This window comes from Rhizobium sp. BK049, assembly GCF_014193135.1.
In the GTDB taxonomy this organism is placed as follows: domain Bacteria; phylum Pseudomonadota; class Alphaproteobacteria; order Rhizobiales; family Rhizobiaceae; genus Rhizobium.
On record NZ_JACHYV010000008.1, the window covers coordinates 186,236 to 212,606 of the forward strand.

Consider the following 26,371-nt stretch of genomic DNA (forward strand, 5'->3'; position numbering starts at 1 on the left):
GGAAAAGGCCGCGGTATCCGCGGCCTTTTTCTGTTTCCGTCGTTGCCAGGAATTCGCGTTATGCAAGGGCCGCCCGGATCTTTTCGGCATGGGCGGCAAGCACGGCGCCATCTTCCATCTTGCCCGAATGCGGCTTGAGCGCCACACCCTCATGGCGGGGGATGATGTGGAAATGCAGATGGAACACCGTTTGTCCGGCCGCCGGTTCGTTGAACTGGGCGATGAACACGCCATCGGCGTCGAAAACTTGCTGGACCGCCTGGGCGACCTTTTGAACGACGGTAATGGCATGGACGAGGGTGGCGGGATCGGCATCGAGGATATTGCGCGAAGGCGCCTTCGGAACGACGAGCACGTGGCCCGGCGCCTGCGGCATCACATCCATGAAGGCGACCGTATGCTGGTCCTCGTAGATTCGGTGCGAGGGAATTTCGCCGCGCAGGATCTTGGCGAAAATATTGTTGTCGTCATAGGCGCTGGTCATCGCGAAATCTCCTCACGTTCCATTTGATCGGGTAGCGCGCTCGCCGGGGCGGCGTCAATCCTCCTGCTGACGCTCACCCTTGCGGAAGGGGCTGTGCTCGCTCAGCAGCTCACTCATCTGCTCGACATCGGCGCGCTCGCGCGCGAGATAATCACCGATCGCGCGGCGCAGTCCGGCATGGGCGACATAATGAGCGGAGTGCGTCGTCACCGGCAGGTAGCCGCGAGCGAGCTTATGTTCGCCCTGCGCTCCGGCCTCGACCCGTTTCAACCCCTTCGCCAAGGCGAAGTCGATCGCCTGGTGATAGCAGACCTCGAAATGCAGGAAGGGGTGGTCCTCGATGCAGCCCCAGTGACGGCCGTAGAGCGTATCGCCGCCGATGAAATTGATTGCGCCGGCAATATAGCGTCCGTCGCGCTTGGCCATGACGAGCAGGATATCGTCGGCCATGCGCTCGCCGATCAGCGAGTAGAATTTGCGGGTGAGATAGGGCCGGCCCCATTTGCGGCCGCCGGTATCCATGTAAAATTTGAAGAACTGGTCCCAGATCCGCTCCGTCAGATCACGGCCGGTCAGCCAGTCGATGCTGATGCCGGTTTCGAGCGCGGCGCGGCGCTCCTTGCGCAATGCCTTGCGTTTGCGCGAAGCGAGCGTTTCAAGGAAGTCGTCGTGATTGGCATAGCCGTCATTGATGAAATGAAACTGCTGGTCGGTGCGGTGTAGATAGCCGTCCATCTCGAAGACGCCGATCTCCTCGTCCGGTACGAAGGTAATATGCGCCGAGGAGATGTCGAGCCGGCGCACGACCTCCTTCAGGCTTTCGGCGATCGCGCTCTGGATCGGCAGACGCTGCAACCCTTCGGCGACGAGAAGACGCGGCCCGGTCGCGGGTGTAAATGGAATCGAGCACTGCGGCTTGGGATAATAACGCCCGCCGGCCCGCTCGAAAGCGTCGGCCCAGCCGTGGTCGAAGACATATTCGCCCTGGCTGTGGTTTTTGAGGTAGCCGGGCAGGGCGCCGATCAACTCGCCGCGATCGGTTTCGAGTAACAGGTGGTGGCCGAGCCAACCGGTTTCGGCTGTGGCCGAGCCGGACTCTTCCAGCGACGACAAAAAGGCGTGCGAAACGAAAGGATTGTAGGCAAGCGTGTTGCCACCCTTCGACGCCCCGGAAAGCCTGGACCAGCTCTCCGGGGAAATCGCGGTGAAGGAGCGTTCTACGCGAATGGACAGTTCATCGGTCATGCGGCGGATGCGAAGCCTGTGGGAGGAGGGTCTCGGCTCTGTTTCAGTCTGCGCATGATCTTGGCCAAAAAGCGAGCGTCAAACCGCACGCGGGTCGAAACCTTCGAAGGTCATCTGGTCTGCATTGGCGAAAGTGCGCCGGCGCGCCTCTTCGTCTCGCACCGTCCAGGTAATCACCGGAATGCCCTTTTCGCGTTCGCCCGTGATGAAGGCATTCGGCAGGTCGTCATAATAATAGGAGATGAAATCGAGACCGATCTGCATCGCCTTGGCATGGGTCTCAAACTCCTCCGGCGTGTTGCCGTTGGCGGTCAGCCCGAGCGGGTAGGGCGAGCCAAGCGCCTTTAGATCGCGCAGCAGCCAATGGTCGAAGCTCATCAGCGCGACCTTGCCCTCATAGCCCTCAAGCACTTCGAGCACGGATTCAGCAAAGCCTTCGTCGTCGGCCTCACGGCCCTTCAGCTCCAGCACCAGGGGCACCTTGCCCTGGACGAGATCGAGGAGTTGGCTGAGCGTCGGCACCTTGTCTCCCGTGCCGCCGACGGCGATCAGCCCGAGTTCCCTGGAGGTGCGCTCGCGGACGTCGCCGTTCAGATTGCACAGACGCTGAAGATCCTCGTCATGAAAGATGATCGGTACGCCGTCGGAGGCGTAATGCAGGTCGCATTCGATCGCGAAGCCGGCTTCGACAGCGCGCGAGAAGGCCGAGAGCGTATTTTCCCAGACAAGCTTATTCAGGTCGTGATAGCCGCGATGGGCGACCGGCACGTCCTTGATCCAGTCCGCATTGGTCATTCTGCGATTTCCATGATAGCGTCGATCTCGACGGCGGCGTTGAGCGGCAGAGCGGCCATGCCGACGGCGGCGCGCGCATGTTTTCCGGCCTCGCCAAGCACACCGGCGATCAGGTTCGAAGCACCGTTGATGACGAGATGCTGCTCGATGAAGTCGGGCGCCGAGGCGACGAAACCGTTCAGCTTGATGACGCGCCGGATGCGGCCGAGGTCGCCGCCGAGCGCAGCTTTGGCCTGGGCGAGGATGTTGATGGCGCAGAGTTCGGCGGCGCGCTGGCCGCTCGCAACGTCGATGGTCTTGCCGAGATGGCCCGATACGGCGACTTTGCCGCCCTCGAGCGGCAGCTGGCCGGAGATGTAGAGAAGATTGCCGCTGATGACATAGGGAACGTAATTTGCGGCGGGTGCTGCGGCTTCGGGCAGGGTTATCCCCATCTCGCTCAAGCGTCCAGCAATTTCATTGGACATTTTCGTCTCCGCTTTTGTTGTCAATGTTTCCAAAATTATGCATCAAGACTAGAATCTTTAATATGACAGCTTCGAGCCTCGATTTGGCCGAAAGAGTTCATATAACATCGCGGCCGAGTCCAATAGGAGTGAATGAATGTTCCGATCGAGTCTAGCCGCTCTGCTTCTCGCCGGCCTTTCCGCCCACGCATGGGCGGCTGCGCCTGCGGTAAGTGCTGCGATCGCGACCGGCCTCGTCGCCCATCGCGCGGTCTACGATTTGGAATTGAAAGATGCGTCGGACCGCTCCGGCATCGCCTCCATGTACGGGCGCATGGTCTATGAATTCGACGGCAACTATTGCCAGGGCTTCACCACAAATTTCCGCTTCGTGACGCAGATCGACACTGGCGACAGCGTACGCGTCAGCGATCAGCAGACAAAGACCTTCGAGAACCTGAAGGACCGCAAGTTTACCTTCGACACCAAATCCTTCACCGACGACCAGCTCGACAAGGAGGTTAACGGCGCGGCCGAGAATCAGGCCAATGGCGTCAAAGTCGATCTCAAGCAGCCGGCGAGCCGCGAGCTGCAGCTTGGCGAAAGCCGCTTTCCGACAGAACACATGCTCGATGTGATCCAGAACGCCAAAGAAGGAAAACGCTTCTTCGAAGCCCGCGTTTTCGATGGTTCCGATGACGGCGACAAGTCGCTGGTGACGACAACGATCGTCGGCAAGCAGGAAACGCCTGCTGCCGAGGAGGCCGATGCCGGCAATGCCGGTGCCTTCTCGAAGACGGCCTTCTGGCCGGTGACCATCGCCTATTTCAACGAGAATGCAAAATCGGATTCGCTGCCGGTCTATCGCATGTCGTTCAAGCTCTACGAGAACGGCATCACCCGGGACCTGACGATGGATTATGGCGATTTCGTTCTGACCGGGAAGCTAGCCAAGCTCGAGCTGCTCGATCACAAGGCTGAGGTCTGCAAGTAGGCCGCCGTTTCTCCACTGTCATAAAACTGTATCACAAAGTTCATTATTGTGTCGGCGACCAGCGATGATTGAGTCGCCTTCTGTCGTCCTGCTCTTGTGATCGGAGCGATTCCAGCGGCCAGTCCATTGCGACGGGGCCTGCAGTTGCGCAATAGGCCTCCAGACCAATGTGCGCCGCAAGCCTGGAAAGCCTCACTATGGCGGAAACGCCGACAGCGCGATCACCAGCCTGCTGCCCGCGGAGATCGACGCCGTCCTGCCGATGCCCGATGCCGGCGTCGTGCTGGCGCTGCTGCCGACACTCGCAAGCTGAGCGGCGGCATTTTCAGGGCAGGGCAGTCGGCCGGAAATTCGGCATAATCCTTGTTTTTATGCCGAATGGAATGTTTCCCTTGCTTTTATGCCCGACGGAATGTATGGGCACCGGCATTCCACACGTAAGGCATGGGATCGTCCGGGAGAAATCCGGGCTGTTCCGCCGGTGGCATCCTCGACGAGGGTGCTGTTCGTCTTGCGGAGGTTCAACCGGAAAAGGAGTAACAAGGCATGGCATTGCCTGATTTTTCTATGCGTCAGCTTCTTGAAGCAGGCGTCCACTTCGGCCACCAGACCCATCGGTGGAACCCGAAGATGAAGCCGTATATCTTCGGCGATCGCAACAACATTCACATCATCGATCTGGCTCAGACCGTTCCGATGCTGTCGCGCGCCCTTCAGGTTGTCAGCGACACCGTTGCCCGTGGCGGCCGCGTTCTCTTCGTTGGCACCAAGCGCCAGGCTTCCGAAATCATCGCCGACAGCGCCAAGCGCTCGGCCCAGTACTACGTCAACTCGCGCTGGCTCGGCGGCATGATGACGAACTGGAAGACGATCTCCAACTCGATCCAGCGCCTACGCAAGCTCGACGAGATCCTCAACGGCGAAGCGCAGGGCTTCACCAAGAAGGAACGCCTGAACCTCGAGCGCGAACGCGAAAAGCTGGACAAGGCTCTCGGCGGTATCCGCGATATGGGCGGCACGCCCGACCTGATGTTCATCATCGACACCAACAAGGAAAAGATCGCGATCGACGAAGCCAAGCGCCTGGGCATCCCGGTCGTTGCCATCATTGATTCGAACTGCGATCCGGACCTGATCGACTATCCGATCCCGGGCAACGACGACGCATCGCGTGCCATCGCCCTGTACTGCGAGCTGATCTCTCGCGCGGCCATCGACGGCATTGCGCGCCAGCAGAGCTCTTCCGGCCGTGATCTCGGCGCATCCTCCGAAGTTCCGGTCGAGCCGGCTCTCGAGGAAGCAGCCGAAGGCTGATGAAGGCGGGCGGAGACAAAACTCCGTCGAAGCTTGCATAGACTGGGAAGGCCGCTCGCGACTCATCGAAGTTCGGCGGCCTTACCTGTTTCAAGGCGGAGGCGTCAGGCGTTCCGCCAATAAAGTTTCGTTATGGCGCGTCTTCATCACGCTGTCATACATACAGGTACATTTCGTGCCTCAATCCGGTGCCGCGCCGCTTTGCGGTCCACCGTTTGAACCGACAAGAGGAAGATAATGAGCGAGATTACGGCTGCAATGGTGAAGGAACTGCGCGAAAAGACCGGCGCAGGCATGATGGATTGCAAGAAGGCTCTTGCAGAAACCAATGGCGACATGGAAGCGGCGATCGACTGGCTGCGCGCCAAGGGCATCGCCAAGGCCGACAAAAAGTCCGGCCGCACCGCCGCCGAAGGCCTCGTTGGCGTTTCGAGCCAAGGCACGAAGGCCGTCGTCGTCGAAGTCAACTCCGAAACCGACTTCGTCGCCCGTAACGATGCCTTCCAGGATCTCGTCCGCGGCATCGCCAAGGTCGCCGTTTCGACGGATGGCACTGTCGACGCGGTGGCTGCCGCAACCTATCCGGCATCCGGCAAGTCCGTTTCCGACACGATCAAGGATGCGATCGCAACGATCGGCGAGAACATGAACCTGCGGCGTTCGATCGCTCTGTCCGTCGAGGACGGCATCGTCGCCACCTATATTCACAACGCGGTTTCCGACGGCCTCGGCAAGCTCGGCGTTCTCGTCGCGCTGAAGTCGACCGGTGACAAGGAAGCCCTGAACGCAATCGGCCGCCAGGTCGCCATGCACATTGCCGCGACCGCGCCGCTGGCGATCCGCCCGGAAGAAGTCGATGCCGCCGTCGCCGAGCGCGAGCGCAACGTTTTCATCGAGCAGTCGCGCGCGTCGGGCAAGCCCGACAACATCATCGAAAAGATGGTCGAAGGCCGCATGCGCAAGTTCTTCGAAGAAGTTGCTCTTCTCTCGCAGTCTTTCGTCATCAATCCGGATCTCACCGTCGCAGCCGCCATCAAGGAAGCTGAAAAGGCCGCCGGCGCTCCGATCGAAGTTGCCGGCATGGCCCGTCTTCTGCTCGGCGAAGGCGTCGAGAAGGAAGAGACCGATTTCGCAGCCGAAGTTGCGGCTGCCGTCAAGGGTTGATCTTTCAGCCATAATTGGGAAAACGCCAGGGCATCGCGTGACAACGCGGTGCCCTTCGTGTATCGGGCATTCACGGCAATTTACGAGGAGCCAAGATGTCTTTAGAGCCTGTCTATAAACGCGTTCTACTCAAGGCTTCCGGCGAAGCGCTCATGGGTGCCCAGGGTTTCGGGATCGATGTCGCGGTGGCGGACCGCATTGCATCTGATATCGCCGAGGCAAGGCATATGGGCGTGGAAGTCGGCGTCGTCGTCGGTGGCGGCAATATCTTCCGCGGCGTCGCAGTCGCATCCAAAGGCGGCGATCGGGTGACCGGCGACCATATGGGAATGCTCGGCACCATCATAAACGCGCTGGCGCTGGCAACCTCCCTGCGCAAGCTGAATATCGATACGGTGGTGCTTTCGGCCATCTCCATGCCGGAAATCTGCGAGAGCTTCTCGCAGCGAGCGACCCTTTATCATCTGTCGATGGGACGCGTGGTGATCTTTGCTGGCGGCACCGGCAATCCCTTCTTCACCACCGATTCCGCCGCCGCATTGCGTGCTGCCGAAATGGGCGCCCAAGCGATCTTCAAGGGCACGCAGGTGGACGGCATCTACACCGCCGACCCAAAAAAATACCCCGATGCGACCCGCTTCGACCGCCTGACGCACCAGGAAGTGCTGGACAGGGGGCTTGCGGTGATGGACGTTGCTGCGGTGGCGCTCGCCAGGGAAAATTCCATTCCGATCATCGTCTTCTCGATCCACGAGAAGGGTGGTTTTGCTGAAATCTTGACGGGCGGTGGCCTCAAGACCATCGTCTCCGACAACTGATACAAGCCGCGCCGCGGTTTCGGCGCAGCCCTCGCTAGAACATGATCGAGCTTTAGGTCCGGTTGGCCTGAATCTGAAACATGTTCTACATTAAAGAATTAGAGCATCAGATGTCCGAAAGCCGCTGACTTTTCGGCATCGCTCTAAACGGGAGCATCGACATGAGTGAAGGTATCGATATCAAGGAACTGAAGCGCCGGATGGATGGCGCGGTCTCCGCATTCAAGAGCGACATTGCATCGCTGCGCACCGGCCGTGCTTCGGCCAACATCCTCGATCCGGTAACGATCGAGGCCTATGGTTCGCGCGTGCCCTTGAACCAGGTGGCCAACATCACCGTGCCCGAGCCGCGCATGCTGACGGTTTCCGTCTGGGACAAGTCGATGGTCAGCGCCGTCGAACGCGGCATCCGCGAATCCAATCTCGGCCTTAACCCGATCGTCGACGGTCAGAGCCTGCGTATTCCGCTGCCGGAATTGAACGAGGAGCGCCGCAAGTCGCTCGTCAAGGTGGCGCACGACTATGCCGAAAAGAGCAAGGTCGCGATTCGCCATGTCCGCCGTGACGGCATGGACGGCCTCAAGAAAGCCGAAAAGGACGGTGTAATCGGCCAGGACGAGAGCCGTGCGCAATCCGAACGCGTACAGAAGATGACGGACGAGACGATTTCCGAAATCGACCGCTTGCTTGGCGAGAAGGAAAAGGAAATCATGCAGGTCTAGTGGACCTGTGCCATTGCCTGGAAAGACCGGACGGGAAATGTCGGAATCTGTATTTGTGACTGTGCCAGAGCATGTTGCCATCATCATGGACGGCAATGGCCGTTGGGCCAAGCAGCGCGGCTTGCCGCGCACGATGGGCCATCGCAAGGGCGTAGAGGCGGTACGCGAGACAGTCCGCGCCGCAGGCGCGGCCGGCATAAAATATCTCACCCTCTTCGCCTTCTCCTCGGAGAACTGGCGCCGGCCCGAAGCCGAGGTTTCCGATCTGCTCGGTCTGCTCAAGGCTTTCATTCGTCGCGACCTGGCCGAGCTTCATCGCCAGAATGTGCGCATCAAGGTTATCGGCGACCGCCACAGCCTGCGCAGCGACATTCTCAGCCTGCTGCTTGAGGCGGAGGAGACCACCAGGGACAACACGGCGCTGACGCTGGTCATCGCCTTCAATTACGGCTCGCGCGATGAAATTTCTCGCGCCGTCGTGAGTCTGGCGAGGGACGTCGAGTCCGGCCACCTGCGGGCACAGGACATCACTCCCGCACTGATCAACGGACGCCTCGACACGGCCGGCATCCCGGATCCGGATCTCATCATCCGCACCAGCGGCGAGGAACGGCTTTCCAACTTTCTGCTTTGGCAGGCCGCCTATTCCGAATTCATCTTCGTCCCGGAATATTGGCCCGATTTCAGCCGGGAGATTTTCCGCTCGGCGCTGGAAAAATTCGCCTCCCGTGACCGGCGCTTCGGCGGCCTGTCATCGCAGGCAGCCGCGGTCGGCACCTGATGCAGAGGGAATTGAAGCTCCGCATCGTTTCAGGATTGATTCTCGCGGTCAGCGTTCTTGTCGCCACCTGGTATGGCGGCCCTGCTTTTCGCACCCTGGCTGTGGTGATCGGCCTGCTGATCTACTATGAATGGTCTAAGATAACCGGCATTGCGCGTGATTGGGTCGCCAATGTGGTCGGCTGGATCGGCGAAGCGGCGGTCGCCTTCCTCGTGCTTGTCGGAAATTTCGAATTCGCCGCCGGCATGCTGGCCGGCGTCACGGCCGTCGGCATCGCCCTGATCATCCTGCACGGCACGAGCCGGTGGCTCCCGGTCGGCCTCTTCTATGCCGGCGCCACCGGCCTGGCGCTCGCCGCAATCAGAAGCAACGACCAGCCCGGTCTTTACGCCATGCTTTTCGTCTTTGCCGTCGTCTGGGCGACCGATATCCTCGCCTATTTCGTCGGCAGGGCGCTCCGCGGACCGAAGCTTGCCCCGTCGATCTCGCCGGGAAAGACATGGTCTGGTGCAATCGGCGGCGCCGTTTCTGCGGTCGCAGCCGGCGTTCTTCTCTCCCATTTCCTCGTTCCGGGCGCCGAAGTCGCCGCCGCCAGCGTGGCGCTCGTCCTGTCGATCTGCAGCCAGTCGGGCGATCTTTTCGAATCCTTCATTAAGCGCAAATTCGGCGTCAAGGATTCGAGCCGTCTCATCCCGGGCCATGGCGGCGTCATGGACCGCGTCGACGGACTGATTTTCGCCTGTTTTGCGGCGTTCTTGCTTGCTGTATCATTTTCACAGATAAAGGGAGCTGGCATGACGTCGCTCGGCGCGGCATTGTTCGGCCTCTGATGACGCGGCAGCCCGACGGAAGGAACCATGGACGTGATGACCGGCATATACGCATTTGTGATGGGGAACATCGTCACCTTCATCCTGGTGCTCTCGCTGCTCGTCTTCGTGCATGAGATGGGCCATTACCTTGTCGGGCGCTGGAGCGGCATTCGTATTCTTGCCTTTTCGGTCGGCTTTGGTCCCGAACTATTCGGCTTCACCGACCGCCATGAAACCCGCTGGAAGATCTCCGTAATCCCGCTTGGTGGTTACGTCCGCTTCTTCGGCGACGAGGATGCGTCGAGCAAACCGGACAGCGACAAGTTTGCCGCCATGTCCGAAGAGGAGAGGGCGCGCTCCTTTGCCGGAGCCAAGCTGTGGAAACGTGCCGCGACCGTCGCAGCCGGTCCGATCGCCAATTTTCTGCTGGCGATCGCCATCTTTGCTGTTCTCTTCACCGTCTATGGCCGCATGATCGCCGACCCGGTCGTTGCCGAGGTCAAGCCGGAGAGCTCGGCGGCCGCCGCCGGTATCCTTCCCGGCGACCTCCTGGTTGCCATCGATGGCGGCAAGGTCGAGACGTTTGAAGATGTGCGCCGCTATGTCGGCATGCGCCCCGGCCAAAGGATTGTCGTCACAGTCGAGCGCGGCGGCCAGAAGCTCGATGTGCCGATGGTGCCGCAGCGCGTCGAACAGACCGATCAGTTCGGCAACAAGATGGAAGTCGGTCAGATCGGCATCGCCACCGACAAGAGCTCCGGCAATTTCCGGCTGCAGACCTACACGCCGCTCCAGGCGCTGCGTGAGGGCGTGATCGCCAGCGGGCAAATTGTCACGGACACCTTCAAATATATCGGCAACATCTTCAGCGGATCGATGCGGGCCGATCAGCTGGGCGGGCCGATCCGTGTGGCGCAGGCTACCGGCCAGATGGCGAAGCTTGGCGTAGGGGCAGTGTTGCAGCTTGCTGCGGTGCTGTCGGTTTCGATAGGATTGCTTAACCTGATGCCAGTTCCGGTACTTGATGGGGGCCACCTGATGTTCTATGCGGTGGAGGCGGTCAGAGGAAAACCGCTGGGTGCCAAGGCCCAGGAAATTGCATTTCGTATAGGCCTGGCAATGATATTGACATTGATGGTTTTCACGACCTGGAACGACATCACCCTGAGCTGAGGGTAAACGCGTAAGGCAAGGGAATTACTATTTATTTACGATGTTTCAAGGCTGTAGTGGCGAATGGGTCACGCTTGGAAATGAAGTAAACAGAAATTAACGCCCTCCCTTGCTTGTATGTCAAAAGCGGGTAAAACGACACACGTGACCGGAATCGGGTTCTCCCGGGGACGGGGACGAGGGAAAAAAGGTAATAGGTGAAATGAAGGCTGGTTCAAAGTTTTTGAACGCAGTATCGGCGGTTGCGCTGTCTGCTAGTGTTGTTGCTTCGGGCGCAGGTGCTTTGACGTTCGTTTCCGCTACGGCCGCCGAGGCCGCGGTCATCCAGCGCATCGATGTGCGTGGCGCAAGCCGCGTCGGCGCGGAAGCCGTCAGGTCGAACCTCACCATCACGCCCGGCAAGAGTTTCTCGAACACTGATATCGATAACTCAGTCAAACAGCTTTACGGCACGGGCTACTTCTCCGATGTGAAGATTTCGGTTTCCGGCAGCACGCTCGTCGTCAATGTCCAGGAAGCTCAGCTCGTCAATCAGGTCGTCTTCAACGGCAACCGCAAGATCAAGGACGACAAGCTCGCGACGATCGTCCAGACGCATGCTGCCGGTCCTTACAGCGACACGCAGATTCAGTCCGACATCCAGGCGATCAAGGATGCCTATGCCGCCACCGGCCGCAGCGAAGTCGAGGTGACGACGCAAGTGGTGCCGCTGGGCGAAGGCCGCGTCAACCTTGCTTTCGTCATCAACGAAGGTGACCGCACCAAGATCGATGCGATCAATTTCGTCGGCAACAACGCCTATAGCGCCGGCCGCCTTGCTGCCGTCATCCAGACCAAGCGTTCGAACTTCCTTTCGTTCCTGACCCGCAAGGACGTCTATAACGAAGACAAGCTCCACGCCGACGAAGAAGCGCTGCGCCAGTTCTATTACAATCGCGGCTATGCCGACATGCGCATCGTCTCTTCCGATGCCAGCTTTGACGAGGCAACCAACAAATACACGCTCACCTTCAACATCGAAGAAGGCCAGCGCTACAATTTTGGTCCGGTGACCGTGCAGTCGACCGTTGAAGGCGTCGGCTCGGATCAGCTGCTGCCGTTGGTGCGCACGAAAGAAGGCCACCTCTACAGCGCCAAGGAAGTTCAGAAGTCGATCGAAGCGATTTCCGATCAGGTGGCCTCCGCCGGTTATCCCTTTGCGCGCGTCACGCCGCGCGGTAACCGCGACCTCAACAACAATACGATCGGCGTCGAGTATCTCGTCGACCAGGGCGAGCGCGCCTATGTCGAGCGCATCGAGATCCGCGGCAACAGCCGTACGCGCGACTATGTCATCCGCCGCGAATTCGACATGAGCGAAGGCGACGCCTTCAATCAGCAGATGATTACCAAGGCCAAGCGTCGTCTGGAGGCGCTCGGTTACTTCTCTTCCGTCAATATCTCCACGCAGCCGGGCAGCTCCCCGGACCGTGTCGTGGTGGTGGTCGACGTGCAGGATCAGTCGACCGGTTCGTTCGGTGTCGGCGCGGGTTATGCCGCCGGCGGTGACGGTCTGCTGCTCGAAGCATCGATCGAAGAAAAGAACTTCCTTGGCCGCGGTCAGTACATCCGCATCTCGGCCGGTGGTGGCCAGGAAGGCTCGCGCGCCTACGGCGTCAGCTTCACCGAACCCTATTTCCTCGGCTACCGCCTGGCGGCGGGCTTCGACGTCAACCACAGCGAAACGTCGAGCAACGACAATTACGACTACGAGGAAACCAGCGTCGTTCTGCGCGTCACGGCGCCGATCACCGAAGATCTGGCGACCACCTTCCGCTATAACTACAAGCAGATGAAGTACGACGCTGACAACAGCGATCTTTCCGATCTGTCCGCTCCGTATCAGCACCTGGTTGAGGACAGCCCGTGGACACGTTCTTCCGTCTCGCAGACGCTGACCTACAACACGCTCGATGACACGGTTCTGCCGCGCGAAGGCATCTACGCTACGGCGACGCAGGAAATTGCCGGCCTCGGGGGCGACTCGCAGTTCTACAAGATCTACGGCAAGGCCCGTTACTACCACCTGCTCGCCGACGATGCCGATATCATCGGTTCGGTTTCGGCTTCGGCGGGTTATGTCGTCGGCTTCGGTGAGCACCTGAACGTCTTCGACCAGTTCACGCTGACAAATGGCGACATTCGCGGTTTCGAGAACAAGGGTATCGGCCCCCGCGTTGCCGGCAACAACGACGATCCGCTGGGCGGTACAACATACTTCACCGCATCGGCTGAAGCGACTTTCCCGATGCCGGGCTTCCCGCGCGACTTCAACCTGCGCGGCGCGGTCTTCGCCGACGCCGGAACCTTGTTTGGCAACGACGTCGACCTGAGGGGCGACGGCATTGAGGGCGAAGACGCCTCGCTGCGCGCTTCCGTCGGTGTCGGTGTCGTTTGGCAGTCTCCTTTCGGTGCATTGCGTCTGGATTACGCAATCCCGGTCCTCAAGGAAGACTTCGACAAGACGCAAAACTTCAAGTTTGGCATTAACAACCAATTCTGATATCGGCAGTCCGGAACTGTAACACTCAATTCCGTTCTGGAGCATTGCCGATGGAGCAAAACGTTTTTTTTCTGCCCCATGAAGGTCTGAGGCTCGCTGAGCTGGCAGAGTTTCTTGGGGCGGAACTTGCCAACTCCGACCATGCCAATGTTATCGTCAAGTCCGTCGCGCCCATCAGCCGGGCGCGGGCGGGCGATGTCTGCTATATCCTGTCGCGCCGCAACCGCGAGGAGTTTGCGACATGCGAGGCCTCGGCGGTAATCTGCGACAAGGCGCTTGCCGATCTCGTTCCTCCGCATCTCCCGGTTATCTTCTCGTCCAATCCGCATGCTGCCTTCGCAATGGCGGGAGGCTTGTTCTATCCCGCAGCATTGCGTCCTGTCGCTCTTTCGGGTGAAAGCGAGATTGCGCCGAGCGCGGTGATCGATCCGAGCGCCAAACTTGAAAAGGGCGCGATCGTCGAACCGCTGGCCGTTATCGGTGCGCATGCCGAGATCGGGGCGGGAACGCGCATCGGCGCGAACAGCGTCATCGGTCCGAATGTCAAGATCGGGCGGGATTGTTCGATTGCGGCTGGAGCGAGCATTCTCTGTGCGCTGATCGGCAATGGCGTCATCATCCACAACGGCGTTCGGATCGGCCAGGACGGTTTTGGCTATGCACCGGGTCCGCGCGGCATGATCAAGATCGTTCAGATCGGCCGGGTGATCATCCAGGACAATGTCGAGATCGGCGCCAACACGACCATCGACCGCGGTGCCATGGACGACACGGTGATCGGCGAGGGAACCAAGATCGACAATCAGGTCCAGATCGGCCACAACGTCCAGATCGGCCGCCATTGCGCCATCGTTTCGCAGGTCGGCATCGCCGGCAGCACGAAAATCGGCAATGGCGTGCAGATCGGCGGCCAAGCGGGAATCAAAGGACATGTGACGATCGGCGATGGCGTGCAGATCGCTGCCAAAAGCGGTATCATGACCGACCTTGCCGCGGGCGGACAATATGGCGGTGTACCTGCACGTCCGCTAAAAGACTATCTGAGAGAGGCAGCGCAACAGGTATCGAAATCCAAGTTGCGCGGGAGGAACCCTGGAGGCAAGCAAAATGACTGAGGAAGCCACGACGACGCTTTCTTCGGCTGATATTACCGAGATCATGAAGCTGCTGCCGCATCGCTATCCCTTTCTCATGGTCGACAAGATCATCGAGATCGACGGCGACAACACGGCGATCGGCATTAAGAACGTCACGGTGAACGAACCACATTTCACCGGCCATTTTCCGGAAGCGCCGATTATGCCCGGGGTTTTGCTGATCGAGGGCATGGCGCAGACGGCGGGTGCCATCTGCGCCAAGAAAGAAGGTCAGACCGGCAACCTCGTCTACTTCATGACCATCGAGAATGCGCGCTTCCGCAAGCCGGTCGTGCCCGGCGACCGCGTCGAATTCCATGTCAAGAAGAACAAGCAACGCGGCAATATCTGGAAATTCCATTGCGACGCCAAGGTTGACGGCGCACTTGTCGCCGAAGCTGACATCGGCGCGATGATCGTTCGTAAGGATCAGGCATGAGCAATATCGCCGAAAGCGCCCGTATTCATCCGATGGCTGTCGTCGAAGACGGGGCTACGATCGGTGAGGGCGTCAAAATCGGTCCTTTCTGCCATGTCGGGCCGCATGTCGTCCTGCATGCGAATGTCGAGCTCTTGGCGCATGCGATCGTCACCGGCCGCACCGTTATCGGCAAGGGCACACGCATCTTCCCAATGGCCGTCGTCGGCGGTGATCCGCAGAGCGTGCACCACGGCGGCGAGGAAACGACGCTGACGGTCGGTGCAAATTGCACAATCCGCGAAGGTGTCACGATGAACACCGGCACGGCCGATTTCGGCGGTGAGACGATCGTTGGTGACAACAACCTTTTCCTTGCCAACTCCCACGTCGCGCATGACTGCCGGGTCGGCAACCATGTGATCATGTCGAACAACGTCATGCTCGCCGGACATGTCGTTATCGAGGATCGCGTTATCCTGGGCGGCGGCTCGGCGGTTCACCAGTTCACCCGCGTCGGCCGCCACGCCTTCGTCGGCGGCCTGTCGGCGGTGAGTTACGATGTCATTCCCTATGGCATGCTGAACGGTAATCCCGGTCTGCTGGGCGGCCTCAACGTCGTCGGCATGACACGGGCCGGCATCGACCGCGCCGTCATCCACCGGGTGCGCCGGGCCTACAAGGCGATTTTCGAAGGAACGGGCTCCGTGCGCGAAAACGCCGCCGCGATCCGCGAGGAATATGCTGATTGCGAGCAGGTTGTGCAGATCCTCGACTTCATTGCAGCCGAGAGCGACCGCGCCCTGTCCTCCCCGACGCGGGGGCAGAAGGGCTAGTCCGTGGCTTTAACAGGCGACACCGCTGCGGGCCGGCTGGCGATCATTGCCGGCGGTGGCCTTCTGCCTTCCTATGTCGCCGAAGCCGCGCGCGCGGCAGGCGAAGATCCTGTAATCATCGCGCTGAAGGACGAGAGCGAGCCACGCTGGGAAGGCTATGATCACGCCGTTGTCGGCATCGGCGATTTCGCCGCCCTTGAGGGTCTCTTCATCCGCTATGGCATCGGACGTGTTGTGATGTCGGGGAGCGTGCGCCGCCGGCCGGAATGGCGCGAGGTCCGTCCGACGTTGCGCATTCTGATGAAGGTCCCGGCCGCCATTCGCACACTGCTCTCCGGCGGCGACGATACGGTTCTGCAGATGGTGATCCGGTTGATCGAGGGGAACGGCCGGCGCGTCGTCGGCGCCCACGAGATCGCCCCCGACCTGCTCGTTTCCGTTGGCCCGCTTGGCGCCGCCGCACCCAGCAAGGAAGACCGGCACGATATCAGCCAGGCCGCTGATGCCGCCGAGACGCTTGGCCGGCTGGATGTCGGGCAGGGTGCAGTCAGCATCGGCGGGCGCGTCGTCGCGCTGGAAGGACTTGAGGGCACAGATGAGATGCTGGACCGTGTCGCCGGCCTCAGGGCCGCCGGACGGATCTCGCCGCGCCGCCGCGGCGTCCTCGTCAAGCTCTGCAAGCCGCAACAGGATATTCGCGCCGACCTGCCGGCGATCGGCGTTGCGACAATCCTGAACGCTGCGAAAGCCGGCCTTGCCGGCATCGCAATCGAAGCCGGTCGCTCACTGGTGCTTGATCGGGCCGCGGTCATCAGCGCCGCCGACGAGGCTGGATTGTTCGTCTGCGGCATCGACCGCGGTCTGCCGGCATGGGGAGTCGAATGAACGGGGCGCCGCTGAAGATCGCCGTCATTGCCGGTGAAGTGTCGGGCGATCTGCTCGGGGCCGATCTCATCGCGGCGCTCAAGCGGATTTACAGCGGACCGGTGGAGCTTGTCGGCGTTGGCGGCGAGGGGCTGCAGGCGGAAGGTTTGAAATCCCTGTTCGATTTTTCCGAGCTGTCGATCATGGGCATCACCCAGGTGCTGAGCCGGCTGCCAAGGCTGTTTGCCCTGATCCGTCGCACCACGGCTGAGATCGTCGCTGCAAAGCCGGATATCCTTGTCATTATCGACAGTCCCGATTTCACCCATCGCGTCGCCAAGCGCGTGCGCACCGCGTTGCCCGATCTGCCTGTTGTCAATTATGTCTGTCCGAGCGTCTGGGCCTGGAAGGAATATCGCGCCACGCGCATGCTCGGCTATGTCGATCACGTGCTTGCCGTCCTGCCCTTTGAACCGGCAGCCATGCAGCGCCTCAATGGGCCGGCGACGACATATGTCGGGCATCGTCTGGTCGCCGACCCAGCGCTGCTGGAGACACGTCGCCTGCGCGTGGGAAGGCAGCCAGGCAACGGCCCGATCCTGCTCCTTCCCGGCTCGCGCTCCTCCGAGATCCAGAAGCTTCTGCCTTATTTCGAGGTGGCCACGAATGAAATCGTCGCCCGTAATGGGCCGACACGCTTCATTCTGCCAACCGTAACGCACAGGCAAGCACTCGTCCGCGAAATGACGGCGGGCTGGGCGGTAAAGCCGGAGATCGTCGTCGGCGCGCAAGCAAAATGGAAAGCCTTTGCCGAGGCCGATGCAGCCATGGCGGCGTCTGGAACCGTTATTCTCGAACTCGCACTTGCCGACGTTCCCGTCGTATCCGCCTATAAGGTCGACTGGATCATGCGCATGCTGACATCGGGCATCAAGACCTGGACCGGCGCGCTGCCGAATCTGATCGCCGATTACCCGGTCGTGCCGGAATATCTGAACGATGTCGTCCGCGGCGCAAGCCTTGCACGCTGGATGGAAAGGCTGTCGGCCGATACCTATCAGCTGAAGGCGATGAAGGAAGGCTACGAGCTCATCTGGCAGCGCATGCAGACGGAAAAGCCGCCCGGTGAACAGGCCGCGGAAATCCTTCTCGACGTTTTGGAAAAGAAAAAACCCGGCCATTCCTGACCGGGTTTCTTTTTGAGCTCTGAAGCGATCAGCGCTTCGAAACCGGGATGTAGTCGCGCTTGGGTTCGCCGACATAGAGCTGGCGTGGACGGCCGATGCGCTGTTCTGGATCCTCGATCATCTCGTTCCACTGCGCGATCCAACCGACGGTGCGGGCAAGGGCGAAGAGCACTGTGAACATGGTGGTGGGGAAGCCCAGCGCCTTCAGCGTGATGCCGGAGTAGAAGTCGATGTTTGGATAGAGCTTCTTCTCGATGAAATATTCGTCGGTGAGCGCGATGCGCTCCAGCTCCATCGCCACTTCCAGCAACGGATCGTCCTTGATACCGAGTTCGCCGAGCACTTCATGCGTCGTCTTCTGCATGATCTTGGCACGCGGATCGTAGTTCTTGTAGACGCGGTGACCGAAGCCCATCAGGCGGAACGGATCGTTTTTGTCCTTGGCGCGGGCGATATATTCCGGAATGTGGTCGACCGTGCCGATTTCCGTCAGCATATTGAGCGCTGCTTCGTTGGCGCCGCCGTGCGCGGGGCCCCATAGGCAGGCGATGCCGGCGGCGATGCAGGCGAACGGGTTGGCGCCCGATGAACCGGCGAGACGGACGGTCGAGGTCGAGGCGTTCTGTTCGTGATCGGCATGCAGGATGAAGATGCGGTCCATCGCGCGGGCAAGCACCGGATTGACCACATATTCCTCGCAGGGGACGGCAAAGCACATGCGCAGGAAGTTCGACGCATAGTCGAGGTCGTTCTTCGGGTAAACGAAGGGCTGACCGATATGGTATTTATATGCCATGGCGGCAAGCGTCGGCATCTTGGCGATCATGCGGAGGCTGGCGACCATGCGCTGGTGCGGATCGGTGATGTCTGTGGAGTCGTGATAGAAGGCCGACAGTGCGCCGACGCAGCCGCACATGACGGCCATCGGATGTGCATCGCGGCGGAAGCCGGTGAAGAAGCGGCTCATCTGCTCATGCACCATCGTGTGGTGCGTGACGCGATAGTCGAAGTCCTTCTTCTGCGCGGCCGTCGGCAGTTCGCCGTAGAGCAGGAGGTAGCAGACCTCGAGAAAGTCGCCGTGCTCGGCCAGCTGCTCGATCGGATAGCCGCGGTGCAGCAGCACACCTTCGTCACCGTCGATATAGGTGATTTTCGATTCACAGGATGCGGTCGAGGTGAAGCCCGGATCGTAAGTGAAGGAAGCGGTGTTCTTGTAGAGGGCACCGATGTCGATGACGCTCGGGCCGATCGTGCCGCTTTTAACGGCGAGGTCAACCGATTTGTCACCGATTTTTATTGTAGCGCTTTGATCCGTCATGCTGTCCTCCGAAATGTCGGTGGCGCCACAAAAGCGCCATAGGGGTTAAGCGTCCTTTCCGATAGCTATATGATCGTGACGCTAATGCCAAGTTACCGTGACGGCATTTTGTGCATTGCGGCATCACCTTTTAGGCACCGCAGCGATGAGCCGCACGCATAGCGGAAGCTGATGATTCGACTTGCCTTTTGCCACTTACGATTTTCGCTCGTATTTCAATCGATTATCCTTGCCGGATTTGCTTGAAGGTTGCATTCTTAGGGCCTGGCGGCGTGATCTTGGGCGGGGCATGCAGGAAACGACGACAGCCGAATTGCGGCCGCAAGCGGGCGTCGGCCTTGCCGATCCGCCAGATTTTCCTGCGCCTGCGGTGGTGACTCAATCGGCAAGGACGCAGTCGCAGACCCCATTGCATCGTCGGCTGCTGGCCACTGCCGGGCAATCGCTCCGTGCCGGGGCCTGCATGCTGGGCGAAGAGGCCGATCATGGCCGCCTGCTGCTGTTCTCGCCGGTCTTCCTCGGAGCCGGCTCGGCCTTCTGGTTTCTTGCTGCATCGGATTTTCCCCTCGTTGCATCGCTGCTCTGCCTGCTGGTGTCGGCGGCCGCGGTTTTCCTCACCGATCCCAGCCGACCGGCCTTGCGCGCAAGTTTCATGGCGCTGGCACTTTTCGCCGGCGGCATGCTCTCAGCTCAGTTCGAGAGCTGGCGGGCTTCGACGGTGATCCTCGATTCATCCGTGACGACGACGGTGACTGGCCGCGTCGAACGGCGGGAAGGCGACGGGCGCGGGCGCTGGCGCTACATTCTTGCCGTCGCCGGCACCGAGGCGCCGGAGCTGAAACGGCCGCCGAGACGCATCACCGCGATCGTCCGGGGTGCCGATGCGCCTTTCGAGATCGGCGACATCATCACCGGCAAGGCACGTCTGACGCCGCCGGCGGGGCCCGCACTTCCCGCGCTCAACGACTTCTCCTTCGGTGCCTATTTCGACGGCATCGGCGCCAACGGTTTCTTCTATGGTGCGCCGGAGAAACTCGACTTGGAGGCAGGCCCGCAGGCGGCCAGGTCGACGGCGGACGCCCTGCTCGAATGGCTCTACCAGCTGCGCAGCAGCATCGGCGACCGCATAAGATCGATCCTGCCCGACGACACCGGCGCCTTTGCCGCTGCCCTGGTGACGGACGAACGGCGCGCCATATCGCACGCGACGACGGAGGCGCTGCGCCAGTCCGGCCTTGCCCATATCGTCGCGATCTCGGGCCTCAACATGGCGCTGTCGGCTGGCATCTTCTTCGTCGGCTTCCGGATGCTGCTCAGCCTCTTTCCCGGCGTCGCCCAAGCCTATCCTACAAAGAAGATCGCCGCTGCCGGCGCGCTCATCGCCGTCACCGCCTATTACCTGATCTCCGGTTTCGGGGTTTCGGCCGAGCGCGCCTTTATCATGATGGCCATCATGCTGATTGCCGTCTTCTTCGACCGGCCGTCGATCAGCCTGCGCAATGTCGTTCTCTCCGCGCTCATCATCATCGCCATTTCACCTTCGGAAGTATTGGGACCGAGCTTTCAGATGTCCTTTGCCGCAACATTGGCCTTGGTATCGGGCTATCAGTTGTGGAAGGACAGGCGTGTCCGCGAAAACGCTTTTCTGAAACTGCCGATCATCAGGCCGGTCGTTGCCGTCGCCGGTTTCTTCGGCGGGATCTTCCTGACCTCGCTGATCGGCGGCTTTTCCACCGCATTGTTTTCGATCGAGCATTTTCATCGCCTGACGGCTTACGGCCTGCCGGCAAACCTTGCGACGATGCCGATTATCTCCTTCATCGTCATGCCGGCCGGATTGTTGGCGATGTTGCTCATGCCTTTCGGTCTGGACGCTCCGCTCTGGAAGATCGTCGGATTCGGCCTCGATCTGGTGATTGCGGTTGCCAAGACGGTATCCGGCTGGGGCGGTGATATCGGCATCGGCCGCTTGCCCGGCTGGTATTTCGCAGTGGCAGTGGCAGGCTTTCTGCTGCTGACGCTGCTGCGCACTCGGCTGCGCCATGTCGGCACATCGATCATCGCCATCTCTACGCTCATCGTGCTGCTTCTGCCGGTTCCCCGGCCGCCGGATCTGGTGATTTCGGAGGATGGCAGTCTGGTTGCGGTCGTCGCGGCTGAGGCAATAGCTTCCAACCGTGAAAACCCGCCGGATTTCATATTCGACCAGTGGCAGAGAGCGCTGGTGCTGCCGACACATGATCCGCCGAAGATGCTGGATGGTCCGGCCATTCCGCCGGAAGGAGAAGGCCGCCGTGTCAGGCTTTCCCGCGATCAGCAGAACGAAGCGAGTGCAGCGATGCGGGCAGCCGCCGCAGGCGGTGAAGCAAACCGTTTTTCCTGCGTCAAGAAGGCTTGGTGCACATCAAGACTTGGCAATGGCCATATCGTCACCGTTATCGACAATGCCGCCTATCTCGGCCCGGCCTGCGATACGGCCGATATCGTCGTGACCTCGGTCCGTCTGCGTTTCAACAGCTGCCGTTCAGGTGGCACGCTTTTCACCGGCGAGACGCTGCGTAGGACCGGCTCGCTCGAATTGCGTTTCGCCGATGCCGGCCTGGAGGTCACCACCGCCTTCGATGCTTTGTCGCGACCATGGATGCGCCATCGCGCCTATGATTGGCGCAATGATCGTTTTACCGATTCCAGCCCATCCGGCGTCAGTGATAGCGACGGATGAGGCCGACGAGCTTGCCCTGCACCTTGACGCGGTCGGGTCCGAAGATGCGGGTCTCATAAGCCGGGTTGGCGGCCTCGAGCGCGATCGAGGCGCCCTTGCGGCGGAAACGCTTCAGCGTTGCTTCCTCGTCATCGACGAGGGCAACGACGATATCGCCGGGACTGGCGGTACTGCCGTTGCGAATGATCACGGTGTCGCCGTCGAAGATGCCGGCGTCGATCATCGAATCACCTTTGACCTCCAGCGCATAGTGCTCACCGGAGCCGAGCATATCCGCGGGAACGACGATATCGTGGGTGTTGTTCTGGATCGCCGAGATCGGAACGCCGGCGGCGATACGTCCCATGACCGGCACGGAGACGGAGTTGCCATTGTCGGCGACCGGCTTTGGCGCAGCGGGGGCGGCGACCGGCTGGGGCTTGCCGAGGCTGCCCTCGATGACGCTCGGCGAAAAACCGCGACGCTGAAGACTGGGGTTATAGGCCTCCGGAAGCTTGATCACCTCGAGCGCTCGGGCGCGGTTCGGTAGGCGGCGAATGAAGCCGCGTTCCTCAAGCGCCGTGATCAGGCGGTGAATGCCGGATTTCGAGGCGAGATCCAGGGCATCCTTCATTTCGTCGAAAGAGGGAGGAACGCCGGATTCCTTCATGCGCTCATGGATGAAAAGGAGAAGCTCCTGTTGTTTGCGCGTGAGCATCGACGTCAGACCCCGTGATTGAAACAAATCCAGAACGGACACTATATGTTCCATATGTGTTCCGCAAGTAGCTAAATTTCCGTAAACCCTCGCGCCAACTCGTGGAGATTTTTATTTTCATTTGCCGGATTGGCGCACATGTCTTGCATTGAGGGGTGGTGCTGTCGCACATCTCTTGCCGGTTTCAGGAGGATATTCATGAACGCGCATTCCGCCAAGTCGCACCCGCTGGATCATGTCGTGCTGCCCGTGGTCAATATCGATCTGGCGCGCGAAAGGCTCGGCAAGCTCGGTTTCACCGTCGCCGCCGATGCGCGCCATCCCTTCGGAACGGAGAATGCCTGCATCTTTTTCGCCGACAAGACCTATCTGGAGCCGCTTGGCGTGGCGAGTGTCGACGAGAGCGAGGCAGCGGCCCGCCAGGGCAACGTCTTCATCGCCCGCAATCGCGCCTTCCGTTTCCGCTGCGGCGAGGAGGGACTTTCTGCGCTGGCCTTCCTCAGCGAGGATGCCGACCTCGATCATAAGCGCTTCGTCAGCAACGGCGCGAGCGCCGGTGAGATGTTGCAGTTCAGCCGGCCGATGCGGATGCCGGACGGTTCGGAGAGCGTCGGCAGCTTTAAGCTGGCCTTTGCAGCTGATTTGCGCGCCCCCGATTTCTTTCTCTTTACTTGCCAGCGCATCAATTCGTTCCCTACAGATCGCGCCGCGCTGGAGACGCACGCCAATGGCGTGATCGGCATTGCCGAGATCGCACTTTGTGCACCGGACCCGGCGGCATTCGCCGCCTTCGTCGGGCTTGCGATTGGGCAGGCGGCGGTGGAGAAAACGGGTTTCGGCATGAATATCGCGGCATCGAATGCAAAGATCAGCTTGATGACGCCGGAAGGGCTGGAGGCCTATTTCGAAACCGCTGTCTCATCAGCCGATCGCGGCCTGCGAGGGCGGGCAATCCTCTTCACCGTCATCGATCTTGCCGTGACAGAAGCGCATTTGGGTGCTAACGGGATCACATTCACACGCAAGAACAATCGCATTCTGGTGAAGCCCACGCCCGGGCAGGGTGCGCTCTTCGCCTTCGAGGAAACACGATGAGCACCGACACGAATTCCGAAGTCAGGATCGGCGAAGGCGAAGGCCAGGTCACTTTTTCCAATACTGGCCGCTTGTCGCTGATCGCCGGTCCATGCCAGATGGAGAGCCGGGATCACGCCTTCATGGTCGCCGGCACGCTGAAGGAGCTCTGCGGCAAGCTCGGCATTGGCCTCGTCTACAAGAGCTCCTTCGACAAGGCGAACCGTACCTCGCTCTCGGCTGAACGCGGCATCGGCCTGGAAAAGGGCATGGAGGTCTTTGCCGACCTCAAGAAGGAATTCGGCTTTCCCGTCATAACCGACGTTCATACGGCCGAGCAATGCGCCGAGGTGGCCAAGGTGGTCGATGTTCTGCAGATCCCGGCCTTCCTCTGCCGTCAGACCGACCTTCTGATCGCCGCCGCCAGAACCGGCCGCGCCGTCAATGTCAAGAAGGGCCAGTTCCTCGCCCCTTGGGATATGAAGAACGTTCTGAAGAAGCTCAACGCCAGCGGCAATCCGAATGTGCTCTTGTGCGAGCGCGGTGCCTCCTTCGGCTACAATACGCTGGTTTCCGACATGCGTTCGCTGCCGATCATGGCGGCGATGGGAGCTCCCGTCATTTTTGACGCCACCCATTCCGTGGCGCAGCCGGGCGGGCAGGGCGATTCCTCCGGCGGCCAGCGCGAGTTCGTGGAAACGCTGGCGCGCGCGGCAGTGGCGACGGGAATTGCCGGCGTCTTCGTCGAAACCCATCAGGATCCCGACAACGCACCGTCCGACGGGCCGAACATGGTCTATCTCAAGGACATGCCGCGACTGCTTGAGAAGCTGCTTGCCTTCGATGCGATCGCCAAGGCCTAACGTTCAACAGGCTGACATGATCGTGGTTTAGGCCACGATGCGATACCCGCTCGAAGGCTGGAAATTGCGCCATTGTAATTTGCACGCCTTCGATTATGACAGGCTTCGAACGACTTATCACCCACCGAGCAGGAAGAACCCATGACTGCAATCACCGATATCATCGCCCGCGAGATCCTCGATAGCCGTGGCAACCCCACCGTCGAAGTCGACGTCTATCTCGAAGACGGCAGCATGGGCCGCGCGGCCGTTCCCTCGGGCGCCTCGACGGGCGCACATGAGGCGGTCGAGCTGCGCGACGGCGGCAAGCGCTACCTCGGCAAGGGCGTCGAAAAGGCGGTCGAGGCCGCCAACACCGAGATCTTCGACGCGATCGGCGGCATCGATGCCGAAAATCAGATCCAGATCGACAACATCATGATCGAGCTCGATGGCACGCCGAACAAGTCGCGCCTCGGCGCCAACGCCATCCTCGGCGTCTCGCTCGCCGTCGCCAAGGCTGCGGCCCAGGCATCCGGCCTGCCGCTTTACCGTTACGTCGGCGGCGCTTCCGCCAGCCTCCTGCCGGTGCCGATGATGAACATCATCAACGGCGGCGCTCATGCCGACAACCCGATCGACTTCCAGGAATTCATGATCCTGCCGGTCGGCGCCGATTCGATCGCCGACGCCGTGCGCATGGGTTCGGAAGTCTTCCATACGCTCCGCAAGGAGCTTGCCGCGCAGGGCCACAACACCAATGTCGGTGACGAAGGCGGCTTCGCTCCCGGCCTGAAGAGTGCGCCCGAAGCCCTGGACTTCATCATGAAGTCGATCGAGAAAGCCGGCTACAAGCCGGGCGACGACATGTGCCTCGGCCTCGACTGCGCCTCGACGGAATTCTTCAAGGACGGCAAGTATGTTCTGGAGGGCGAAGGCCGCACGCTCGAGTCGGGCGCCATGGCCGAATATCTGGCCGAGCTCGCCGGCAAATACCCGATCATCTCGATCGAAGACGGCATGGCCGAAGACGACTGGGAGGGCTGGAAGGCGCTGACCGATCTGATCGGCAAGAAGACTCAGCTCGTCGGCGACGATCTCTTCGTCACCAACTCGGCCCGCCTTCGCGACGGCATCCGCATGGGCGTCGCCAACTCGATCCTCGTCAAGGTCAACCAGATCGGCTCTCTGACGGAAACGCTTGATGCCGTTAACACGGCGCATAAGGCAGCCTATACCGCCGTCATGTCGCACCGCTCCGGAGAAACGGAAGATTCGACCATTGCCGATCTCGCCGTCGCCACCAACTGCGGCCAGATCAAGACCGGCTCACTGTCGCGTTCTGACCGTCTCGCCAAGTACAATCAGCTGATCCGCATCGAGGAGGGCCTAGGCCCCCAGGCCCAATATGCCGGCCGCTCGATCATCAAAGGCTGATCCGATCTGATTTGCAATGCTCGACCCGCGCCTCACCGGCGCGGGTTTTTTCTTGCCGGCGGTTACGGTCAATGAACGGTTAATCTCTGCGCGTTATGCTGAACGAATTGGTAATGCGTTCAAGAGCATGCGTGTATGTGGACAAAGCATCATAAGAAGAGAAAGCTCGGCCGCTTCGTCATCCCGGCTATGACGGTCGCGTTCCTTTCCTATTTCGGTTATCATTGCATCCATGGCGATTATGGCCTGCGGGCGACGGAGACGTTCGAGCGTCAGCGCGTTGCGCGCGAAAGGGAGCTTGCCGTCCTGAAGGCGAAGCGCGAACATCTGGAAAGCCAGGTGGCGCTACTGAGTGACGGCTCGCTCGACAAGGACATGCTGGACGAAAAGGCGCGATATCAGCTGAATATGTCGCGTGCGGACGAGATCGTCATATTCAATCATTATTCCAATTAACCGGAATTCGGTTAATTGAAATTTCTAATTTATTTCCAATAATTTAGCGTCGAATACGAGCCATGCAATTATGGCATTGCTGTGGTCATATTTC

26 protein-coding genes are annotated in these 26,371 nt (G+C 60.4%); 20 read left to right on the forward strand and 6 right to left on the reverse strand.

The window, feature by feature from the left end; genetic code table 11:
- Nucleotides 1-58 precede the first annotated feature (58 nt).
- From FHT70_RS11380 to FHT70_RS11395, 4 genes are all read right to left on the reverse strand, one after another.
- Nucleotides 59-484, reverse strand: a complete 426-nt coding sequence (locus tag FHT70_RS11380; RefSeq protein WP_085778041.1) for an HIT family protein — start codon at nucleotides 482-484, stop codon at nucleotides 59-61.
- 54 nt (nucleotides 485-538) lie between these two features.
- Nucleotides 539-1,729 carry a GNAT family N-acetyltransferase gene (locus FHT70_RS11385; protein WP_183701019.1) on the reverse strand — a complete coding sequence of 397 codons (1,191 nt, stop codon included), beginning with the start codon at nucleotides 1,727-1,729 and terminating at the stop codon, nucleotides 539-541.
- Between the two features lie 78 nt (nucleotides 1,730-1,807).
- Nucleotides 1,808-2,524 carry a glycerophosphodiester phosphodiesterase gene (locus tag FHT70_RS11390; protein WP_097598601.1) on the reverse strand — a complete coding sequence of 239 codons (717 nt, stop codon included), beginning with the start codon at nucleotides 2,522-2,524 and terminating at the stop codon, nucleotides 1,808-1,810.
- The gene (locus FHT70_RS11395) at nucleotides 2,521-2,991 is read right to left on the reverse strand and encodes a RidA family protein (RefSeq protein ID WP_097598600.1); all 471 of its coding nucleotides are present in this window, start codon (nucleotides 2,989-2,991) and stop codon (nucleotides 2,521-2,523) included. Before FHT70_RS11395 ends, FHT70_RS11390 begins: the two co-directional genes overlap by 4 nt.
- Nucleotides 2,992-3,127: 136 nt before the next feature.
- Between FHT70_RS11395 and FHT70_RS11400 the strand changes: the two genes are divergently transcribed.
- The 15 genes from FHT70_RS11400 to lpxB all read left to right on the forward strand — a co-directional run bounded on the left by FHT70_RS11400 (nucleotide 3,128) and on the right by lpxB (nucleotide 17,731).
- Nucleotides 3,128-3,964 (forward strand): cell envelope integrity EipB family protein, encoded by an 837-nt coding sequence (locus tag FHT70_RS11400; RefSeq protein WP_183701021.1) that lies wholly within the window; start codon nucleotides 3,128-3,130, stop codon nucleotides 3,962-3,964.
- Nucleotides 3,965-4,133: 169 nt separating this feature from the next.
- On the forward strand, nucleotides 4,134-4,277 hold the full coding sequence (locus FHT70_RS11405; RefSeq protein ID WP_176536260.1) for a hypothetical protein: 144 nt from the start codon (nucleotides 4,134-4,136) through the stop codon (nucleotides 4,275-4,277).
- A gap of 233 nt (nucleotides 4,278-4,510) precedes the next feature.
- On the forward strand, nucleotides 4,511-5,278 hold the full coding sequence (gene rpsB / locus FHT70_RS11410) for a 30S ribosomal protein S2 (protein ID WP_003573382.1): 768 nt from the start codon (nucleotides 4,511-4,513) through the stop codon (nucleotides 5,276-5,278).
- A 237-nt stretch (nucleotides 5,279-5,515) separates the two neighbouring features.
- Complete coding sequence (tsf, locus tag FHT70_RS11415; protein WP_183701023.1) at nucleotides 5,516-6,442, forward strand: translation elongation factor Ts; 927 nt, start codon at nucleotides 5,516-5,518, stop codon at nucleotides 6,440-6,442.
- Nucleotides 6,443-6,537: 95 nt separating this feature from the next.
- Nucleotides 6,538-7,260 (forward strand): UMP kinase, encoded by a 723-nt coding sequence (gene pyrH, locus FHT70_RS11420; RefSeq protein WP_183701025.1) that lies wholly within the window; start codon nucleotides 6,538-6,540, stop codon nucleotides 7,258-7,260.
- A gap of 161 nt (nucleotides 7,261-7,421) precedes the next feature.
- Nucleotides 7,422-7,982 carry a ribosome recycling factor gene (gene frr / locus FHT70_RS11425; RefSeq protein WP_004678618.1) on the forward strand — a complete coding sequence of 187 codons (561 nt, stop codon included), beginning with the start codon at nucleotides 7,422-7,424 and terminating at the stop codon, nucleotides 7,980-7,982.
- Between the two features lie 37 nt (nucleotides 7,983-8,019).
- Nucleotides 8,020-8,763 carry an isoprenyl transferase gene (locus FHT70_RS11430; RefSeq protein ID WP_183701027.1) on the forward strand — a complete coding sequence of 248 codons (744 nt, stop codon included), beginning with the start codon at nucleotides 8,020-8,022 and terminating at the stop codon, nucleotides 8,761-8,763.
- Complete coding sequence (locus FHT70_RS11435) at nucleotides 8,763-9,593, forward strand: phosphatidate cytidylyltransferase (RefSeq protein ID WP_183701029.1); 831 nt, start codon at nucleotides 8,763-8,765, stop codon at nucleotides 9,591-9,593. The genes FHT70_RS11430 and FHT70_RS11435 overlap by 1 nt, the downstream gene beginning before the upstream one ends.
- 27 nt (nucleotides 9,594-9,620) lie before the next feature.
- A complete protein-coding gene (rseP, locus tag FHT70_RS11440; RefSeq protein WP_183701031.1) occupies nucleotides 9,621-10,748 on the forward strand; it encodes an RIP metalloprotease RseP in 1,128 nt (375 codons plus the stop codon).
- 202 nt (nucleotides 10,749-10,950) lie between these two features.
- Complete coding sequence (gene bamA, locus FHT70_RS11445; RefSeq protein WP_085778051.1) at nucleotides 10,951-13,290, forward strand: outer membrane protein assembly factor BamA; 2,340 nt, start codon at nucleotides 10,951-10,953, stop codon at nucleotides 13,288-13,290.
- Nucleotides 13,291-13,340: 50 nt separating this feature from the next.
- Entirely contained in the window at nucleotides 13,341-14,405 is a 1,065-nt protein-coding gene (gene lpxD, locus FHT70_RS11450; RefSeq protein ID WP_183701033.1) for a UDP-3-O-(3-hydroxymyristoyl)glucosamine N-acyltransferase, read from the forward strand.
- Nucleotides 14,398-14,865, forward strand: a complete 468-nt coding sequence (gene fabZ / locus FHT70_RS11455) for a 3-hydroxyacyl-ACP dehydratase FabZ (protein ID WP_011425200.1) — start codon at nucleotides 14,398-14,400, stop codon at nucleotides 14,863-14,865. The genes lpxD and fabZ overlap by 8 nt, the downstream gene beginning before the upstream one ends.
- Nucleotides 14,862-15,680 carry an acyl-ACP--UDP-N-acetylglucosamine O-acyltransferase gene (gene lpxA / locus FHT70_RS11460; protein ID WP_085778053.1) on the forward strand — a complete coding sequence of 273 codons (819 nt, stop codon included), beginning with the start codon at nucleotides 14,862-14,864 and terminating at the stop codon, nucleotides 15,678-15,680. Before fabZ ends, lpxA begins: the two co-directional genes overlap by 4 nt.
- Before the next feature lie 3 nt (nucleotides 15,681-15,683).
- Nucleotides 15,684-16,565, forward strand: a complete 882-nt coding sequence (locus FHT70_RS11465) for an LpxI family protein (RefSeq protein ID WP_183701035.1) — start codon at nucleotides 15,684-15,686, stop codon at nucleotides 16,563-16,565.
- Nucleotides 16,562-17,731 carry a lipid-A-disaccharide synthase gene (gene lpxB / locus FHT70_RS11470; RefSeq protein ID WP_183701037.1) on the forward strand — a complete coding sequence of 390 codons (1,170 nt, stop codon included), beginning with the start codon at nucleotides 16,562-16,564 and terminating at the stop codon, nucleotides 17,729-17,731. The genes FHT70_RS11465 and lpxB overlap by 4 nt, the downstream gene beginning before the upstream one ends.
- 28 nt (nucleotides 17,732-17,759) lie before the next feature.
- On the opposite strand, the gene gltA is transcribed toward lpxB, so the two are convergent.
- Nucleotides 17,760-19,049: a citrate synthase gene (gltA, locus tag FHT70_RS11475; RefSeq protein ID WP_004678636.1), complete on the reverse strand. Its 1,290-nt coding sequence runs from the start codon at nucleotides 19,047-19,049 to the stop codon at nucleotides 17,760-17,762.
- A 289-nt stretch (nucleotides 19,050-19,338) separates the two neighbouring features.
- Here gltA and FHT70_RS11480 point away from each other — a divergent pair, with 289 nt between their 5' ends.
- Nucleotides 19,339-21,771: a ComEC/Rec2 family competence protein gene (locus tag FHT70_RS11480; protein ID WP_183701039.1), complete on the forward strand. Its 2,433-nt coding sequence runs from the start codon at nucleotides 19,339-19,341 to the stop codon at nucleotides 21,769-21,771.
- Here FHT70_RS11480 and lexA read toward each other — a convergent pair.
- Nucleotides 21,752-22,468, reverse strand: a complete 717-nt coding sequence (gene lexA, locus FHT70_RS11485; RefSeq protein ID WP_183701041.1) for a transcriptional repressor LexA — start codon at nucleotides 22,466-22,468, stop codon at nucleotides 21,752-21,754. The two genes, FHT70_RS11480 and lexA, sit on opposite strands and share 20 nt — an antisense overlap.
- 198 nt (nucleotides 22,469-22,666) lie before the next feature.
- Between lexA and FHT70_RS11490 the strand changes: the two genes are divergently transcribed.
- From FHT70_RS11490 to FHT70_RS11505, 4 genes are all read left to right on the forward strand, one after another.
- A complete protein-coding gene (locus FHT70_RS11490; protein ID WP_183701043.1) occupies nucleotides 22,667-23,563 on the forward strand; it encodes a VOC family protein in 897 nt (298 codons plus the stop codon).
- Nucleotides 23,560-24,405 carry a 3-deoxy-8-phosphooctulonate synthase gene (gene kdsA / locus FHT70_RS11495; RefSeq protein WP_183701045.1) on the forward strand — a complete coding sequence of 282 codons (846 nt, stop codon included), beginning with the start codon at nucleotides 23,560-23,562 and terminating at the stop codon, nucleotides 24,403-24,405. The genes FHT70_RS11490 and kdsA overlap by 4 nt, the downstream gene beginning before the upstream one ends.
- A gap of 141 nt (nucleotides 24,406-24,546) precedes the next feature.
- Nucleotides 24,547-25,821: a phosphopyruvate hydratase gene (eno, locus tag FHT70_RS11500; protein WP_097598589.1), complete on the forward strand. Its 1,275-nt coding sequence runs from the start codon at nucleotides 24,547-24,549 to the stop codon at nucleotides 25,819-25,821.
- Between the two features lie 135 nt (nucleotides 25,822-25,956).
- Nucleotides 25,957-26,277 carry a septum formation initiator family protein gene (locus FHT70_RS11505; protein ID WP_064802306.1) on the forward strand — a complete coding sequence of 107 codons (321 nt, stop codon included), beginning with the start codon at nucleotides 25,957-25,959 and terminating at the stop codon, nucleotides 26,275-26,277.
- Nucleotides 26,278-26,371: the final 94 nt, after the last annotated feature.

Excerpts from the sequence above, each read along its gene's own strand:
- FHT70_RS11490 (WP_183701043.1), top strand. The coding sequence starts at position 22,667 with ATGAACGCGCATTCCGCCAAGTCGCACCCGCTGGATCATGTCGTGCTG.
- FHT70_RS11435 (WP_183701029.1), top strand. The coding sequence starts at position 8,763 with ATGCAGAGGGAATTGAAGCTCCGCATCGTTTCAGGATTGATTCTCGCG.
- FHT70_RS11505 (WP_064802306.1), top strand. The coding sequence starts at position 25,957 with ATGTGGACAAAGCATCATAAGAAGAGAAAGCTCGGCCGCTTCGTCATC.
- FHT70_RS11400 (WP_183701021.1), top strand. The coding sequence starts at position 3,128 with ATGTTCCGATCGAGTCTAGCCGCTCTGCTTCTCGCCGGCCTTTCCGCC.
- pyrH (WP_183701025.1), top strand. The coding sequence starts at position 6,538 with ATGTCTTTAGAGCCTGTCTATAAACGCGTTCTACTCAAGGCTTCCGGC.
- FHT70_RS11380 (WP_085778041.1), bottom strand. The coding sequence starts at position 484 with ATGACCAGCGCCTATGACGACAACAATATTTTCGCCAAGATCCTGCGC.
- gltA (WP_004678636.1), bottom strand. The coding sequence starts at position 19,049 with ATGACGGATCAAAGCGCTACAATAAAAATCGGTGACAAATCGGTTGAC.
- lpxB (WP_183701037.1), top strand. The coding sequence starts at position 16,562 with ATGAACGGGGCGCCGCTGAAGATCGCCGTCATTGCCGGTGAAGTGTCG.
- FHT70_RS11385 (WP_183701019.1), bottom strand. The coding sequence starts at position 1,729 with ATGACCGATGAACTGTCCATTCGCGTAGAACGCTCCTTCACCGCGATT.
- FHT70_RS11395 (WP_097598600.1), bottom strand. The coding sequence starts at position 2,991 with ATGTCCAATGAAATTGCTGGACGCTTGAGCGAGATGGGGATAACCCTG.
- FHT70_RS11480 (WP_183701039.1), top strand. The coding sequence starts at position 19,339 with ATGCAGGAAACGACGACAGCCGAATTGCGGCCGCAAGCGGGCGTCGGC.
- fabZ (WP_011425200.1), top strand. The coding sequence starts at position 14,398 with ATGACTGAGGAAGCCACGACGACGCTTTCTTCGGCTGATATTACCGAG.
- tsf (WP_183701023.1), top strand. The coding sequence starts at position 5,516 with ATGAGCGAGATTACGGCTGCAATGGTGAAGGAACTGCGCGAAAAGACC.
- FHT70_RS11390 (WP_097598601.1), bottom strand. The coding sequence starts at position 2,524 with ATGACCAATGCGGACTGGATCAAGGACGTGCCGGTCGCCCATCGCGGC.
- eno (WP_097598589.1), top strand. The coding sequence starts at position 24,547 with ATGACTGCAATCACCGATATCATCGCCCGCGAGATCCTCGATAGCCGT.
- rseP (WP_183701031.1), top strand. The coding sequence starts at position 9,621 with ATGGACGTGATGACCGGCATATACGCATTTGTGATGGGGAACATCGTC.
- FHT70_RS11430 (WP_183701027.1), top strand. The coding sequence starts at position 8,020 with ATGTCGGAATCTGTATTTGTGACTGTGCCAGAGCATGTTGCCATCATC.
- bamA (WP_085778051.1), top strand. The coding sequence starts at position 10,951 with ATGAAGGCTGGTTCAAAGTTTTTGAACGCAGTATCGGCGGTTGCGCTG.
- rpsB (WP_003573382.1), top strand. The coding sequence starts at position 4,511 with ATGGCATTGCCTGATTTTTCTATGCGTCAGCTTCTTGAAGCAGGCGTC.
- lexA (WP_183701041.1), bottom strand. The coding sequence starts at position 22,468 with ATGCTCACGCGCAAACAACAGGAGCTTCTCCTTTTCATCCATGAGCGC.
- frr (WP_004678618.1), top strand. The coding sequence starts at position 7,422 with ATGAGTGAAGGTATCGATATCAAGGAACTGAAGCGCCGGATGGATGGC.
- lpxA (WP_085778053.1), top strand. The coding sequence starts at position 14,862 with ATGAGCAATATCGCCGAAAGCGCCCGTATTCATCCGATGGCTGTCGTC.
- kdsA (WP_183701045.1), top strand. The coding sequence starts at position 23,560 with ATGAGCACCGACACGAATTCCGAAGTCAGGATCGGCGAAGGCGAAGGC.
- lpxD (WP_183701033.1), top strand. The coding sequence starts at position 13,341 with ATGGAGCAAAACGTTTTTTTTCTGCCCCATGAAGGTCTGAGGCTCGCT.